This is a genomic window from Cupriavidus sp. 86D6, from assembly GCF_057815095.1.
The window spans coordinates 454,169-468,179 of sequence record NZ_JBYPSB010000002.1; the positions used below are offsets into that span (position 1 = coordinate 454,169).

The 14,011-nt window shown below is 64.5% G+C and carries 16 protein-coding genes; 11 read left to right on the forward strand and 5 right to left on the reverse strand.

Annotation, left to right across the window (positions count from 1 at the left end):
• Nucleotides 1-23 precede the first annotated feature (23 nt).
• From AC3G88_RS07115 to AC3G88_RS07130, 4 genes are all read left to right on the forward strand, one after another.
• Nucleotides 24-818, forward strand: a complete 795-nt coding sequence (locus AC3G88_RS07115) for a MetQ/NlpA family ABC transporter substrate-binding protein (protein ID WP_488771107.1) — start codon at nucleotides 24-26, stop codon at nucleotides 816-818.
• A gap of 209 nt (nucleotides 819-1,027) precedes the next feature.
• On the forward strand, nucleotides 1,028-1,777 hold the full coding sequence (locus AC3G88_RS07120; RefSeq protein ID WP_066739205.1) for an electron transfer flavoprotein subunit beta/FixA family protein: 750 nt from the start codon (nucleotides 1,028-1,030) through the stop codon (nucleotides 1,775-1,777).
• A gap of 19 nt (nucleotides 1,778-1,796) precedes the next feature.
• Complete coding sequence (locus tag AC3G88_RS07125) at nucleotides 1,797-2,732, forward strand: electron transfer flavoprotein subunit alpha/FixB family protein (RefSeq protein ID WP_488771108.1); 936 nt, start codon at nucleotides 1,797-1,799, stop codon at nucleotides 2,730-2,732.
• Between the two features lie 117 nt (nucleotides 2,733-2,849).
• The gene (locus AC3G88_RS07130) at nucleotides 2,850-4,634 is read left to right on the forward strand and encodes an acyl-CoA dehydrogenase (RefSeq protein WP_488771109.1); all 1,785 of its coding nucleotides are present in this window, start codon (nucleotides 2,850-2,852) and stop codon (nucleotides 4,632-4,634) included.
• A gap of 75 nt (nucleotides 4,635-4,709) precedes the next feature.
• Here AC3G88_RS07130 and AC3G88_RS07135 read toward each other — a convergent pair whose 3' ends face one another.
• On the reverse strand, nucleotides 4,710-6,014 hold the full coding sequence (locus AC3G88_RS07135) for a D-amino acid dehydrogenase (RefSeq protein ID WP_488771110.1): 1,305 nt from the start codon (nucleotides 6,012-6,014) through the stop codon (nucleotides 4,710-4,712).
• A gap of 108 nt (nucleotides 6,015-6,122) precedes the next feature.
• On the opposite strand from AC3G88_RS07135, the gene AC3G88_RS07140 reads away from it, so the two are divergent.
• Nucleotides 6,123-6,638, forward strand: coding sequence for an Lrp/AsnC ligand binding domain-containing protein (locus tag AC3G88_RS07140; protein WP_153947457.1), 516 nt, complete (start codon nucleotides 6,123-6,125; stop codon nucleotides 6,636-6,638).
• A 69-nt stretch (nucleotides 6,639-6,707) separates the two neighbouring features.
• Nucleotides 6,708-7,850: a PA0069 family radical SAM protein gene (locus tag AC3G88_RS07145; RefSeq protein ID WP_488771111.1), complete on the forward strand. Its 1,143-nt coding sequence runs from the start codon at nucleotides 6,708-6,710 to the stop codon at nucleotides 7,848-7,850.
• A 285-nt stretch (nucleotides 7,851-8,135) separates the two neighbouring features.
• Here AC3G88_RS07145 and AC3G88_RS07150 read toward each other — a convergent pair whose 3' ends face one another.
• The 3 genes from AC3G88_RS07150 to AC3G88_RS07160 all read right to left on the reverse strand — a co-directional run bounded on the left by AC3G88_RS07150 (nucleotide 8,136) and on the right by AC3G88_RS07160 (nucleotide 9,505).
• Nucleotides 8,136-8,639 carry an NINE protein gene (locus AC3G88_RS07150; RefSeq protein ID WP_487523207.1) on the reverse strand — a complete coding sequence of 168 codons (504 nt, stop codon included), beginning with the start codon at nucleotides 8,637-8,639 and terminating at the stop codon, nucleotides 8,136-8,138.
• Nucleotides 8,640-8,704: 65 nt separating this feature from the next.
• A complete protein-coding gene (locus tag AC3G88_RS07155; protein ID WP_487523206.1) occupies nucleotides 8,705-8,854 on the reverse strand; it encodes a hypothetical protein in 150 nt (49 codons plus the stop codon).
• A 237-nt stretch (nucleotides 8,855-9,091) separates the two neighbouring features.
• Entirely contained in the window at nucleotides 9,092-9,505 is a 414-nt protein-coding gene (locus AC3G88_RS07160; protein ID WP_488771112.1) for a hypothetical protein, read from the reverse strand.
• A 463-nt stretch (nucleotides 9,506-9,968) separates the two neighbouring features.
• On the opposite strand from AC3G88_RS07160, the gene rpsP reads away from it, so the two are divergent.
• From rpsP to AC3G88_RS07185, 5 genes are all read left to right on the forward strand, one after another.
• The gene (rpsP, locus tag AC3G88_RS07165) at nucleotides 9,969-10,223 is read left to right on the forward strand and encodes a 30S ribosomal protein S16 (RefSeq protein WP_092594826.1); all 255 of its coding nucleotides are present in this window, start codon (nucleotides 9,969-9,971) and stop codon (nucleotides 10,221-10,223) included.
• 61 nt (nucleotides 10,224-10,284) lie between these two features.
• Nucleotides 10,285-10,953, forward strand: a complete 669-nt coding sequence (rimM, locus tag AC3G88_RS07170) for a ribosome maturation factor RimM (RefSeq protein ID WP_488771113.1) — start codon at nucleotides 10,285-10,287, stop codon at nucleotides 10,951-10,953.
• Nucleotides 10,954-10,984: 31 nt separating this feature from the next.
• Complete coding sequence (gene trmD / locus AC3G88_RS07175) at nucleotides 10,985-11,767, forward strand: tRNA (guanosine(37)-N1)-methyltransferase TrmD (protein WP_488771362.1); 783 nt, start codon at nucleotides 10,985-10,987, stop codon at nucleotides 11,765-11,767.
• Between the two features lie 66 nt (nucleotides 11,768-11,833).
• Nucleotides 11,834-12,226, forward strand: coding sequence for a 50S ribosomal protein L19 (gene rplS / locus AC3G88_RS07180; protein WP_400392921.1), 393 nt, complete (start codon nucleotides 11,834-11,836; stop codon nucleotides 12,224-12,226).
• 148 nt (nucleotides 12,227-12,374) lie between these two features.
• Complete coding sequence (locus AC3G88_RS07185) at nucleotides 12,375-13,055, forward strand: CoA pyrophosphatase (protein ID WP_153947463.1); 681 nt, start codon at nucleotides 12,375-12,377, stop codon at nucleotides 13,053-13,055.
• Nucleotides 13,056-13,058: 3 nt separating this feature from the next.
• Here the strand turns inward: AC3G88_RS07185 and AC3G88_RS07190 are convergent, their stop codons facing one another.
• Nucleotides 13,059-13,910 carry a sulfurtransferase gene (locus tag AC3G88_RS07190; protein ID WP_488771114.1) on the reverse strand — a complete coding sequence of 284 codons (852 nt, stop codon included), beginning with the start codon at nucleotides 13,908-13,910 and terminating at the stop codon, nucleotides 13,059-13,061.
• Nucleotides 13,911-14,011: the final 101 nt, after the last annotated feature.

Sequence of the window (14,011 nt, forward strand, 5' to 3'; positions counted from 1 at the left end):
GGGAAACTCAGGGGTAAATCGCAATGCAACGTCGTAGTGTGATCAAGAGCGCCATCGTCGCGCTGGGTGTGGTGGTGTCGGCCGGCGCGTTTGCGCAGGACAAGCCGATCAAGATCGGCGTCACGGGGGGGCCGCACGCCCAGATCATGGAGCAGGTGAAGAAGGTGGCGGCCAAGGACGGCCTGAATATCCAGGTGGTGGAATTCAGCGACTACATCCAGCCCAACGCGGCGCTGGCCGCCGGCGATCTCGACGCCAACAGCTACCAGCATCTGCCGTATCTGGAAGCCCAGATCAAGGATCGCGGCTACAAGTTCACGCATGTCGGCTTCACGGTGACGTTCCCGATGGGCGTCTACTCGAAGAAGATCAAGTCGCTCGACCAGATCAAGCAGGGCGCCCGCGTGGGTGTGCCGAACGACCCCACCAACGGTGGCCGCGGTCTGCTGCTGCTGCAGGCCAAGGGTCTGATCAAGCTGCGCCCGGACGCCGGCCTGAAGGCCACGCCGCTGGACATCGTCGAGAACCCGAAGAAGATCAAGATCGTGGAACTGGACGCCGCACAGCTGCCGCGTTCGCTCGACGACCTGGACGCCGCTGCCATCAACGGCAACTACGCCGAATCGGCCGGCCTGTCGCCTACGCGTGACGCCATCGCCATGGAAGGCCCGAAGGGTCCTTACGCCAACCTGATCGCCATCCGTACCGCCGACAAGGACAAGCCCTGGGTGGCCAAGCTGGTGAAGGCGTATCACTCGCCTGAAATCAAGCAGTACGTGCAGAGCACTTTTAAGGAATCCGTGATTACCGCCTGGTAATTTCTGGAGGTTTTCATCCAAACCGTGCGCCGGCAGGGCATCCTGCGGCACAATCGCGATAATTTTTTTGGATTGCCGGCTATGCCCGGCAATTCTTTGTCGATAAAATAGTACGATCGTTCGAAAAACAAGAGAGTCGCCACCCCGGTGGTTATAATGGCGAGCGATTCAAAAACTTTGGAACTATCAGCTATCAGTGGAGTGAGCGCATGAAAGTACTCGTCGCAGTCAAGCGGGTGGTGGACTACAACGTCAAGGTCCGCGTGAAGTCGGATGGCACGGGCGTTGACCTGGCCAACGTCAAGATGAGCATGAACCCGTTCGACGAAATCGCCGTCGAAGAGGCCGTGCGCCTGAAGGAAGCCGGCGTCGTCACCGAGGTCATCGCCGTGTCGTGCGGCGTGGCCCAGTGCCAGGAAACCCTGCGTACCGCGATGGCCATTGGCGCCGACCGCGGCATCCTGGTGGAGTCAAACGAAGACCTGCAACCGCTGGCCGTGGCCAAGCTGCTGAAGGCACTGATCGACAAGGAACAGCCGAGCCTGGTAATTCTGGGCAAGCAGGCCATCGACGACGACTCGAACCAGACCGGCCAGATGGTGGCCGCGCTTGCCGGCCTGCCGCAAGCCACGTTCGCCTCGAAGGTGGTGGTGGCCGACGGCAAGGCTTCGGTGACGCGTGAAGTGGATGGCGGTCTGGAAACGCTGTCGGTCAAGCTGCCGGCCGTGGTGACCACCGACCTGCGCCTGAACGAGCCGCGCTACGTGACGCTGCCGAACATCATGAAGGCGAAGAAGAAGCCGCTGGATACCGTGAAGCCGGAAGACCTCGGCGTCGACGTGAAGCCGCGCCTGCAGACCGTCAAGGTTGTCGAGCCTGCCAAGCGCAGCGCCGGCGTGATGGTGCCGGACGTTGCCACGCTGGTGCAAAAGCTGAAGTCGGAAGCCAAGGTTATCTGAGCGCGGGGGAGAAAAGAACATGACTGCACTTGTCATTGCTGAACACGACAATCAATCGATCAAGGCCGCCACGCTGAACGCCGTGACGGCTGCTGCCCAGTGCGGCGGCGACGTCCACGTGCTGGTGGCCGGTTCCAACGCCCGCGCCGCGGCCGATGCCGCCGCGAAGATCGCCGGCGTGTCGAAGGTCCTGCTGGCCGACGCACCGTACTTTGCCGACGGCCTGGCCGAAAACGTGGGCGAACAGATCCTGGCCATCGCCAGCGACTATTCGCACATCGTTGCCCCGGCGACCGCTTCGGGCAAGAACATCCTGCCGCGCGTGGCTGCCAAGCTGGACGTGGCCCAGTTGTCGGACATCACCAAGGTGGATTCGCCCGACACGTTCGAGCGTCCGATCTACGCCGGCAACGCCATCGCCACGGTCAAGTCGGCAGACAAGATCAAGGTGATCACGGTGCGTGGCACGGCATTCGACCCGGCCGCCGCCGAAGGTGGCTCGGCTGCGGTGGAAACGCTGCCGGCCGTGGCCGACGCGGGCATCTCGCAATTCGTGTCGCGCGAAGTGACCAAGAGCGATCGTCCGGAACTGACCGCCGCCAAGATCATCGTTTCGGGTGGCCGTGGCGTGGGTTCGGGCGAGAACTACACCAAGGTGCTGACCCCGCTGGCCGACAAGCTCGGCGCGGCGCTGGGCGCATCGCGCGCCGCAGTCGATGCCGGCTTCGTGCCGAACGACTACCAGGTGGGCCAGACCGGCAAGATCGTCGCCCCGCAGCTGTACATCGCCGTCGGTATCTCGGGCGCGATCCAGCATCTGGCCGGCATGAAGGACTCCAAGGTGATCGTCGCGATCAACAAGGACGCGGAAGCCCCGATCTTCTCGGTGGCGGACTACGGCCTGGTGGGCGACCTGAACACCGTGGTGCCCGAGCTGGTGGCAGCACTGGGCTGATAAAGCCCGACCGGCCGGTTCGACATCGCATTGAACCGGCCGCACGCAGAACTACTATAAAGCCGTTCCGGGTAGCTTCCCGCGAGCGGCTTTTTTGCAGGATCGTGGAGACATACGATGACCTATCGCGCACCACTCAAGGACATGCAGTTCGTCATGAACGAACTGGCAGGGCTTGAACAGATCAGCCAGTTGCCCGGCTACGAAGAGGCAACCCCCGATACGGCGCAGGCCGTGCTCGAAGAAGCCGCCAAGTTCAACGAACAGGTGGTGGCGCCGCTGAACCGTCCGGGCGACCTCAGCCCCAGCAGCTGGAAGGATGGCGTGGTCACCACCACGGCCGGCTTCAAGGATGCGTTCCGGCAGTTTGGCGAAGGCGGCTGGCAGGGTGTGCTGCATCCGGCCGAATTCGAAGGCCAGGGCCTGCCCAAGCTGGTGGCCACGCCGTGCATCGAGATGCTGAACAGTGCGAACCTGTCGTTCGCGCTGTGCCCGCTGCTGACCGACGGCGCCATCGAGGCCCTGCTGACGGCGGGCAGCGATGACCAGAAGGCAACTTTCCTGCCCAAGCTGATCTCGGGTGAGTGGACCGGCACGATGAACCTGACCGAGCCGCAAGCCGGGTCGGACCTGGCTGCGGTGCGCACGCGCGCCGAGCCGCAGGGCGACGGCACGTTCAAGATTTTCGGCACCAAGATCTTCATCACGTATGGCGAGCACGACATGGCGGACAACATCGTCCACCTGGTGCTGGCGCGCACACCCACCGCACCCGAGGGCGTGAAGGGCATCTCGCTGTTCATCGTGCCCAAGTTCAAGGTGAACGCCGATGGGTCGCTGGGCGAACGCAACGACGTGCAGTGCGTGTCGATCGAGCACAAGCTTGGCATCAAGGCCAGTCCCACGGCGGTGCTGCAGTTCGGCGACCACGGCGGTGCCATCGGCACGCTGGTGGGCGAGGAGAACCGCGGCCTCGAGTACATGTTCATCATGATGAACTCGGCGCGCTTCGCGGTGGGCATGCAGGGCATTGCGATTTCCGAGCGCGCTTACCAGCAGGCCGTGGCGTACGCGAAGGACCGCGTGCAGAGCCGGCCCGTGGATGGATCGGCGCGCGAGGCGGTGACGATCATCCATCATCCGGACGTCAAGCGCATGCTGATGACGATGCGCGCGCTGATCGAAGGCGCCCGCGCCGTGGCCTACGTGGCCGCCGCGGCCAGCGACATCGCCCACCAGCATCCCGACGAAGCCGTGCGCCGCGAGAACATGGCGCTCTACGAGTTCCTGGTGCCAGTGGTGAAGGGCTGGAGCACCGAGCTGTCGATCGACGTGACGAGCCTGGGCGTGCAGGTGCACGGCGGCATGGGCTTCATCGAGGAAACGGGCGCGGCGCAGCATTATCGCGACGCCCGCATCCTGACCATATACGAAGGCACGACGGCTATCCAGGCCAACGACCTGGTCGGTCGCAAGACCGTGCGCGATGGCGGCGCCGTCGCGCGTGCCATCTGCGCGAAGATCGCCGAAACCGAAGCCGAACTGGGCAAGCACGGCGGCGCGTCGTTCAAGGCCGTGCAGACGCAGCTGAAGCTGGGCCGCGAGGCGCTGGAAGCCGTGGTGCAGTTCGTGGTGGAAAATGCCAAGGGCGATCCGAACGCCGTGTTTGCCGGCAGCGTGCCTTACCTGAAGCTCTGCGGCATCGTGCTGTCGGGCTGGCAACTGGGCCGCGCCATGCTGGTGGCCGACGCGAAGCGTGCGGAAGATCCGGCGTTCTACGACGCCAAGATCGCGACCGCGTATTTCTTTGGCCAGCACATCCTGTCGCAGGCCTCGTCGCTGCGCGCGGCCATCGTGGAAGGCGCGGAGCCGGTCAAGGCCATGATGGCCGATCAGTTCTGATGCGCGTCACGCCATCGTAACAATGCGAAAAGGGCGACCCGCGGGTCGCCCTTCCTGTTTCTGCAGCGCTGGCAATCATGCCGCCACCGGACGCGGCACGTGGTGCGTGCGCGGCGGCTTGCGATAGCGATCCACCGACAGGTCGTCGGCGCGAATCGCCGGGCGCGTGCCCGATACCAGGTCGGACAGCAACCGGCCCGAGCCGCAAGCCATGGTCCAGCCCAGCGTGCCGTGGCCGGTGTTGAGCCACAGGCCGCGAATGCCGGCAGGGCCCACCACGGGCGTGCCGTCCGGCGTCATCGGACGCAGGCCGGTCCAGAACGTGGCGCGGCTCACATCGCCGGCACCCGGGAACAGGTCGGTCAACACGTGTTCGAGCGTACGGCGCTTGTTCGGATCGAGCGAGCGGTCGTAGCCGACGATCTGTGCCATGCCGCCCACGCGGATGCGATCGTCGAAGCGCGTGATCGCCACCTTGTAGGTCTCGTCCAGCACCGTCGACACCGGGCTCTTGTCGGCATCGCGCAGCGGCACCGTAATCGAGAAGCCCTTGAGCGGATAGACCGGCAGATTCGACAGGCCCGGCAGCACCGGCTTCACGAACGGCGTGGACCAGCTGCCCAGCGCCACCACCACGGCATCGGCCAGCATCGGCTCGCCGCCGACGATGGCGCCGGTCACGGCATCGCCCTGGGTCAGCAGGCCGTCGATCGACCGGTTGTACTGGAACTGCACGCCGATCGACGCAGCCATGGCTGCCAGCCGTTCGGTAAACAGCTGGCAGTCCCCGGTTTCATCGTTCGGCAGGCGCAAGCCACCCGCCAGCTTTTGGCCGGCGGCGGCAAGCGCCGGTTCGCTCGCGCCGAGTTCGTCGCGCGAGAGCAATTCGTAGGGCACGCCGGCTTCTTCCAGCACGGCGATGTCGCGCGACGCGGCTTCCATCTGCGCATCGGTACGGAACACCTGCAGCGTGCCCTGCTGGCGGCCTTCGTAGGCAATACCGGTCTCGGCGCGCAGCGTGCGGATGCAGTCACGGCTGTACTCGGCCAGCCGCACCATGCGTTCCTTGTTCACGGCATAGCGGTCGGCCGTGCAGTTCTGCAGCATCTGCCACATCCACTGCAGCTGGAACAGCGAGCCATCAGGCTTGATGGTCAGCGGCGCATGTTCCTGGAACATCCACTTGATCGCCTTCAGCGGCACGCCCGGAGCGGCCCACGGCGACGCATAGCCCGGCGAGATCTGGCCGGCATTGGCAAAGCTGGTGCCCAGTGCCGGGCCGCCTTCGCGGTCCACCACGGTCACTTCGTGACCGGCGCGGGCCAGATACCACGCACTGGTGACGCCAATCACGCCACTGCCAAGAACAAGAACGCGCATTTTCGGGGCTCCGTACTGCCAACCAAGGCTATAGAAGAATTCGCTTCTATACTATTGACTTCGAAGCAGTGTTAGTTCGCGAATTTCTTATAAAAACAGGAAAGATTCATGAGAACAAGCCGCCAGCCGGTCCGCTCGCTGGACCGCCTGGATCGCAAGATCCTTGGGGTGCTGCAGGGCGATGGCCGGATATCGATGAAAGACCTGGCGGAAGCCGTGGGGCTGACGATCACGCCCTGCATCGAGCGCGTGAAGCGGCTGGAGCGCGACGGCGTCATCATGGGCTACTACGCGCGGCTGAATCCGGCCCTGCTGGGCAGCGCGCTGCTGGTGTTCGTCGAGATATCGCTGAACAACAAGTCGGGCAACATGTTCGAACAGTTCCGGCGCGAGGTTCTGCGCATCCCCGAGGTGCTGGAGTGCCATCTGGTGTCGGGCGATTTCGATTACCTGATCAAGGCACGCATCCGGGAGATTGGGGAGTACCGCCGGCTGCTGGGGGACATCCTGCTGCAACTGCCCGGCGCCGCGCAGTCGAAGAGCTATGTCGTGATGGAAGAAATCAAGGAAACGCTGGCGATCGCGGTGGACGCCAAGGAAAGTAGCGTATCCGGCACGACCTGAATTCGGGCTTGGATCACGGTCATCGATACTGTATATTTGTACAGTACCTATCGCCCCAAGACCCACCCCATGCCCCCGATTCCCATGCCGCCCCGAAAGGGCCGCGGTGCTGTCAGCAACCTGCAGGGACGCTTCGAGCGCGATCAGCGCGAGGCGTTCGACGATGGGTGGCTGGCGCCGGAGGAATCCCCATCCGGCGACGGGACGGGTGCAGACGCGGCGCTGCCGCCCCGGCTGGTCACGCAGGTGACGCGCGAGCAGGCCAGGTCGATCCTCTCGCGCAATGCATCGCCCGATATTCCGTTCGATACGTCGCTGAATCCGTATCGCGGCTGTGAACATGGCTGCATCTACTGTTTTGCGCGCCCGACGCACGCCTACCTGGACCTGTCGCCGGGGCTCGATTTCGAGACGAAGCTGTACGCCAAGGCCAACGCCGCGGAGCGCCTGCGTGACGAATTGTCCCGGCCATCGTATCGCTGCGAGACGATTGCGCTGGGCGTGAATACCGACGCCTATCAGCCGATCGAGCGCGAGCAGCGCATCACACGTGGCGTTCTGGAAGTGCTGCACGAGACCGACCACCCGGTGGCGCTGATCACCAAGTCATCGCTGATCGAGCGCGACATCGACCTGCTGGCGCCGATGGCCGCACAGCGGGTGGCGGTGGCGGCGGTGACCATCACCACGCTCGATGCCGACGTGGCGCGCACGCTGGAGCCCCGCGCCGCTACGCCGTCGCGCCGGCTGCGCACGATTCGGGAACTGACCGATGCCGGGATTCCGGTGGGCGTGAGTGTGGCCCCGGTCATCCCGTTCATTACGGAGCCCGATCTGGAAAGAATTCTGGAAGCCGCGCATGACGCGGGGGCGGTCTACGCCAATTACGTCGTGTTGCGTTTGCCGTGGGAAGTGCGCCCGCTGTTCCAGGAATGGCTGCAGGCGCATTTTCCCGACCGTGCCGAGCGGGTCATGAACCGCGTACGCGACATGCGTGGCGGCAAGGATTACGACGCCGATTTCGCTTCGCGCATGCGCGGCACGGGGATCTGGGCCGATCTGATCCGGCAGCGGTTCTACAAGGCCGCGGATCGTCTCGGATTTCGCTATAACCGCTTCGAGCTCGATACGTCGCGGTTCAGGCCACCGCCCAGACCGACGCGATCGATGCGGCCGTGCGGCGGCGAAGACAGGCAAGGCTCGCTCTTCTGAGTTTCCTTGCGTGCTGTCGCCGGTGCATCCAGGCTGTCGCCGATCATGCGGCAGGCCAGTTCCAGTGCCGTCCGGGCACTGGCGGGCGGCAAGCCCGACGACATGGCCAGGCGCACGGCAATCGCCGCCAGGCGTCCTTCCTCGTAGCTGGGATGTTCCATCAGCGTCTCCTTCGCAGCCCTGCAGCGGTGCAGTGCCGCCTGTCATTTGGACCTAAGCAGTATGGTCGTTTTACGAGTTATCGACAGGCTTATTGCGTGGAGTCTTGCGGTCGGTCAAGGGGCGCTATTCCTGTGACAGCGCCTTGGCGGCTTCGACCTGCGATTCGAAGAAGGTCTGGAAGCTGATCGCCAGCCCCGCCATCAGCAGGCCCGTGCCGATCATCAGCGACAGGATGACGAGAATCACCACCGGCCAGCCCGAGCGCGTGGGCGTACCGTGCGCGTTATAGCGGGCATCCCATTTGTCGTCGGGCCGCAGGCCGAACACGATGGCGGTCAGGAAGGCGCCGATGACCGATACGCCACCCGCCACGGCAAACATCCAGTTCAGGGCCGGATTGCCGGCGCCCACGATCAGCGAGGTCACGCCGATGGCACCCGCTGCCGTGGCCAGCAGATGGGCCCAGCCGAACGGGTCACGCAGACCCTTCAGATAAAAGCGATGTGCCCCGAGGCTGCCAAGCAGGAAGGCCAGCGCGACGGTGATCAGTTTGGATTTTCCGCCACGCGCTGTGGGTGGGCTGGCGGGTTCACGGGCAATGGCGGGGGCTTGGCTGGCGGCAGGCATCGTAGGCGAGACTAGGCGAACGGAAAATCCCTTCGATGCCGGCGGCATCGGCGCCCATTGTAGCGTCAGGACGGCCAGATCGACGCCAGGGCGCCGGCCACCATTTGGGAGATATGCGTTTCGCTGTACAGCACCAGGGTCAGCATCAGCATGAACAGCAGCGACAATGACAACTGGCCCGCGTGTCGGGCCAGGTCGTGAAGAAGGGGAGACATGATGAACCTCGACAGATCGTTCTTGTGGAGGCCGCGCCCAGCCTCCAGGACCCGGACAGTGGGTGCCGGGCAGAGGCAGGTCAGTTTGATTGCCGTCCGCGCAACAACGGCACGCTGGAGATCCCGGACAGCGCCGGGCGGCAGCCTGTGCGGCGTTTTCTGGCACGCACGTCAAGACTGACCATGAAAAAAGGCCGGAAGTTCCGGCCTTTGGGGTGGGCTTCCCCGGGAAGTGCGTCAGCGTCCGCCGTCGCGGCCGCGCGCCTGCCAGCCGGGGCCGACATGGGCGGGGCGCATCTCGTTGCCGCGCATCGACGCGTCGCCTCCGTTGTTGCGATCGGCGCCGCCAGACTGGCGTGCGGACCGTTCATCGCTCTGGCCGCCAGGGCCGGGCGGGCGGCCGCTCAGCCGGTCGTCGTTGCGCGCGCGCTGTTCCATCCGGTCGATCTGCGCCTGGACGTGATCGCGGTTTTCCGCGCGCACGCTGGCAACGTCCCACCCGGCGCCCACCCGGCCCATACGAACCGGATGCTCGGCGAAGGCGCGCTGCCAGAAGGCGACTTGTGCGTGGCTGGTGGCAACTGTGCCAACCAGGCCGATGACGGCCACGGCACCAGCCACCAGATGGCGCAGGTGGGGGCGTGTAAGCATGCGGAATCCCAATGTCCTGTAGCAGGTGATGAGTCAGGCGTTGGGTTCATGGTACGCAGCGGGGCTGTGATGGCCTATGCGAAACCCGTTACTGGTGTAACGGATTGTTTCGTCATTTTTGCCACGTTTGTCGCGTCCGCCGAAACCCCGCGTGGCGCCTCGGCTGACGGCGATTAGAGGCCTGTTTCAAGGCGTGCGGGAATGCGAGCAGCAGGCGAAAATGCCAGGGCGAGGGCGATCAACAGCGGTACAGGCCCCTTCCGGCCACGAAAGTGTCGATTCGGGCTCGCGCCATACCGCCGGTTCGCGATTTCGCCACGACGTCATCCCGCAATTGTTGCGTCAACGGCGCTCCGCGGGGACGGTATCGTGCTGGAAAGCCCTAAGTGTTTGTTTGGACTCGGGAAGTGGGCTATACTCTTGCGTTTCGTGTTCGCACACCCCGTTTTTTCGAGGAATTAACATGGTCGTAATCCGTCTGGCTCGCGGCGGCAGCAAGAAGCGCCCGTTCTTCAACATCGTTGCTACCGATTCGCGCAACCGTCGCGATGGCCGTTTCATCGAGCGCGTTGGCTTCTACAACCCGCTGGCTTCCGACAAGGAAGAAGGCCTGCGCGTTGCGCAAGACCGTCTGGCCTACTGGCAAGGCGTTGGCGCCCAACTGTCGCCGACCGTTGCCCGCCTGGTCAAGCAAGCCGCCGTCAAGGCTGCTGCCTGATAGTTGTTCAGGCGCAACCGCTCGGGCGGTGCGCGCTGACGCGTAAAGACGCTCCGCCAACGTGACTGGCAACGCCACCGGCCGCAAGCCGCTGAACCTGTCGACTGCCGCCACGCAAGGTGGTGCCGCCGGCCGGCCAGCCAAGCTGCCTGCCTCGCTGCTGTTCACGGATAGCTTGCCCGACGATCTCGTCGAGGTTGGCTACGTGGGCGCCGCATACGGCATCCGGGGCTGGATCAAGGTCCAGCCGCATGCGGACGACGCCTCCGCATTGCTGCATGCCCGCCGCTGGTGGCTGCTGCGTGCGCCGGCTGCCGGTGTGGTCACGGCGCCTGCCGAGGCGGCGGAAGCTGTCAGCGTCAAGATTTCACAGTCGCGGGAACATAGCGGTACCGTGGTGGCGCAAGCCACCGGCGTTTCGGATCGCAATGTGGCGGAAATGCTCAAGGGCCGCCGCGTCTGGATCCGGCGTGCGGATTTTCCCGCGCCGGAAGAAGGTGAGTTTTACTGGGTCGACCTGATCGGTTGCGCCGTGGTCAACGAGCAGGGCGAATCGCTCGGCGACGTGACCGGGCTGATCGACAACGGCGCCCACCAGATCCTACAGGTGGCATACCAGCTGCCGGACGGCAAGGCCGCTGAGCGGCTGATCCCGTTTGTCGACGCATTCCTGCGCGCGGTCGATACGTCGGCCCGGCGCATCGTGGTCGACTGGGGGCTGGACTACTGACGTTCCTGAATTGCCGTCGAGGGAGGCGCTGATGCAGTTCGATGTAATCACGCTGTTTCCCGAGATGTTTCGCGCGCTGACCGACTGGGGTATCACCAGCCGGGCGGCGAAGCAGCAGCGTTATGCGCTGCGCACCTGGAATCCCCGCGACTTCACGGTCGACAATTACCGTACGATCGACGATCGCCCCTACGGCGGCGGGCCTGGCATGGTGATGCTGGGCAAGCCGCTCGAAGATGCGATCAATGCCGCCAGCGCGGCACAGTCGGACGCTGGTGTCGAGCGGCCGCACGTGGTGCTGATGTCGCCGCAAGGCGCGACGCTGAGCCATGGCAAGGTCATGGAACTGGCGCAGCGCCCGGGGCTGGTGCTGCTGTGCGGGCGCTACGAGGCGATTGATCAGCGCCTGATCGACCGTCGCGTGGACGAGGAAATCAGCCTCGGCGATTTTGTGCTGTCGGGTGGCGAACTGCCCGCGATGGCGCTGATCGACGCGGTGGTGCGGCATCTGCCCGGTGTGCTGGGCGATGCGCAGTCGGCGGTGCAGGACAGCTTCGTCAATGGCCTGCTCGACTGTCCGCATTACACGCGGCCGGAAGAATATGAAGGTGTGCGGGTGCCCGATGTGTTGCTCGGGGGCCATCATGCCGAGATTGAAAAATGGCGGCGCCAGCAGGCGTTGGCCAATACCGCGCGCAAGCGTCCCGATCTGATCGTGGCGGCGCGCGCGCAAGGGTTGTTGTCCAAGGCCGACGAGAAATACCTGTCGACCCTGGCGGCGAAAGCAGGGCAGGAGTTCGCTCCTGCCAAGTGAAACCCCATCCTCTGCCGGGGCCCGAATATGGGTATTAACGCCGGTAAGATGGTTAAGGAGAAAACGATGAACCTCATCGAGCAAATCGAGCAGGAAGAGATCGCGCGTCTGACCGCGAACAAGACCATCCCCGCATTCGCACCTGGCGACACCGTGATCGTCAACGTGAACGTGGTGGAAGGTAACCGCAAGCGCGTGCAGGCTTACGAAGGCGTGGTGATCGCCAAGCGTAACCGTGGTCTGAACAGCTCCTTCATCGTGCGCAAGATCTCGTCGGGTGAAGGCGTGGAACGTACGTTCCAGCTGTACTCGCCGCTGATCGCCGGCATCGAAGTGAAGCGTCGCGGTGACGTCCGTCGCGCGAAGCTGTACTACCTGCGCGAGCGTTCGGGCAAGTCGGCACGTATCAAGGAAAAGCTGGTGACGAAGGCCAAGGCCGCTGCCGTCGCCGCAGAATAAGCTTTTCCGCGCCACGCACCGGGCAACCGGTGCTCAGCCGGCATTGCGAAGGACACCCTCGGGTGTCCTTTTTGCATTTCCGGCGATGCGCGATGAACGAGTATGCTGCGATGCAACATTCTGACGTTCTGTCATACTTGACGACGTTATGCGCCCCAAATTCGATCCCGAGGCGCTGCCGGTTATCGAGACCGACAGCCGCCGCGCGCCGCTCAGTGCGCCGCGCATGCAACCCGATTTCATCCGGCACCGGCTGCTGTCGCCGCCGGCGTGGGAGCCCGAGCTGACCGACGAGTCGCGCGTCTACGATCGCACGCGCGGGTTGCGGCAAGCTTCGGTGCTGGTGCCGCTGGTCGAACACCCGGACGGCCTGACCGTGCTGCTGACCCAGCGCAATGCGAATTTGAACGCACATGCCGGCCAGATCAGCTTTCCGGGCGGCAGCCAGGAAACCTTCGACGCCGACCGCATCGCCACGGCCCTGCGCGAGACCGAGGAGGAAATCGGTCTCAAGCGGGACTTCATCGAGGTTCTGGGATCGTTGCCGGACTACATCACCGGCACGGGCTTCCACGTGAGCCCGGTGGTGGGCCTGGTTCATACCGGCTTTACGCTGCAGCCCGATGCGGGCGAGGTGGCCGAAATCTTCGAGGTGCCGCTGGCGTTCCTGATGGACCCTGCCCGCCACGAGCGCCGCCTGCTGCGCTGGGAAGGCGGCGAGCGCCAGTTCTATTCGATGCCGTATCCGCGCGAGGGCGGCGGCCATCGCTTCATCTGGGGCGCGACGGCCGGCATGCTACGCAATCTCTACCACTTGCTGGCCGCCTGAGGCTCAGGCAGCGGCAGGGGCGACGGCAGTGTCGGCGCAGTGCGGGCAGCTCTGGCCCACGACATACTTCGGGTGCTGCTGCTCCTCGGGCGTCACCACGGCGCGGCAGGCAAAGCACTGCACCGGACCGGCCGGCTCCAGGTTCGGGTTCAGCGCGGTGCGGTAGTCGAACACGAAGCAGTCGCCGTGGTAGTGGCTGCCGCCGACTTCCTCGAAATACTTGAGGATGCCGCCTTCGAGCTGGTACACGCGCTCGATACCCACTTCCTGCATGTGGATGGCTGCCTTTTCGCAGCGGATGCCGCCCGTGCAGAACGACACCACGGTCTTGCCGTCGAGCGCCGCCCGGTTTTCGGCCACGGCGGACGGAAACTCGCTGAATTTCGTGATGTTGTATTCGACCGCATCGTCGAACGTGCCCACCGCGACTTCGAAATCGTTACGCGTGTCGAGCATCACCACCGGGCGGCCTTCGTCGTCATGGCCCTGGTCGAGCCAGCGTTTGAGATCCACCGGGCGCACCGACGGCGCACGGCCGGCTTCCGGTCGGATCAGCGGCATCTTCATGGTGATGATTTCCTTCTTGGCACGCACCAGCATGCGCTTGAAGGGCTGGTTTTCCGACAGGCTTTCCTTGGGGACGATATCGGCGAAGCGGGCATCGGCGTGCAGCCACGCCATGAAACCGTCGATCTGCTCGCGGGTGCCGGCCAGGAACATGTTGATGCCTTCCGGCGCCAGCAGGATCGTGCCTTTCAGTCCCGCCGCCTCGCAGCACTCGCGCATGGCGGGGCGCAGGGTCTCGATATCGTCGAGCGTGACGAACTTGTAAGCCGAAATGTTGACGATCTGCATGGAATAATGCCGCCGGCCGGGCGCTGCAGGGTGGCTGCAGGGCGCGCCAGCGCGCTTGGTAACTGCCTGATTGGAAAGGCGAAATTATAGCCGCTTGGCGC

What these genes read in the sequence shown, in the direction of transcription:
- AC3G88_RS07160 (WP_488771112.1), bottom strand. Translation starts at nt 9,505, where the DNA reads ATGCTTACACGCCCCCACCTGCGCCATCTGGTGGCTGGTGCCGTGGCC.
- AC3G88_RS07135 (WP_488771110.1), bottom strand. Translation starts at nt 6,014, where the DNA reads ATGCGCGTTCTTGTTCTTGGCAGTGGCGTGATTGGCGTCACCAGTGCG.
- AC3G88_RS07140 (WP_153947457.1), top strand. Translation starts at nt 6,123, where the DNA reads ATGAGAACAAGCCGCCAGCCGGTCCGCTCGCTGGACCGCCTGGATCGC.
- trmD (WP_488771362.1), top strand. Translation starts at nt 10,985, where the DNA reads ATGCAGTTCGATGTAATCACGCTGTTTCCCGAGATGTTTCGCGCGCTG.
- AC3G88_RS07145 (WP_488771111.1), top strand. Translation starts at nt 6,708, where the DNA reads ATGCCCCCGATTCCCATGCCGCCCCGAAAGGGCCGCGGTGCTGTCAGC.
- AC3G88_RS07185 (WP_153947463.1), top strand. Translation starts at nt 12,375, where the DNA reads ATGCGCCCCAAATTCGATCCCGAGGCGCTGCCGGTTATCGAGACCGAC.
- rplS (WP_400392921.1), top strand. Translation starts at nt 11,834, where the DNA reads ATGAACCTCATCGAGCAAATCGAGCAGGAAGAGATCGCGCGTCTGACC.
- AC3G88_RS07155 (WP_487523206.1), bottom strand. Translation starts at nt 8,854, where the DNA reads ATGTCTCCCCTTCTTCACGACCTGGCCCGACACGCGGGCCAGTTGTCA.
- AC3G88_RS07190 (WP_488771114.1), bottom strand. Translation starts at nt 13,910, where the DNA reads ATGCAGATCGTCAACATTTCGGCTTACAAGTTCGTCACGCTCGACGAT.
- AC3G88_RS07130 (WP_488771109.1), top strand. Translation starts at nt 2,850, where the DNA reads ATGACCTATCGCGCACCACTCAAGGACATGCAGTTCGTCATGAACGAA.
- AC3G88_RS07120 (WP_066739205.1), top strand. Translation starts at nt 1,028, where the DNA reads ATGAAAGTACTCGTCGCAGTCAAGCGGGTGGTGGACTACAACGTCAAG.
- rpsP (WP_092594826.1), top strand. Translation starts at nt 9,969, where the DNA reads ATGGTCGTAATCCGTCTGGCTCGCGGCGGCAGCAAGAAGCGCCCGTTC.
- AC3G88_RS07150 (WP_487523207.1), bottom strand. Translation starts at nt 8,639, where the DNA reads ATGCCTGCCGCCAGCCAAGCCCCCGCCATTGCCCGTGAACCCGCCAGC.
- AC3G88_RS07125 (WP_488771108.1), top strand. Translation starts at nt 1,797, where the DNA reads ATGACTGCACTTGTCATTGCTGAACACGACAATCAATCGATCAAGGCC.
- AC3G88_RS07115 (WP_488771107.1), top strand. Translation starts at nt 24, where the DNA reads ATGCAACGTCGTAGTGTGATCAAGAGCGCCATCGTCGCGCTGGGTGTG.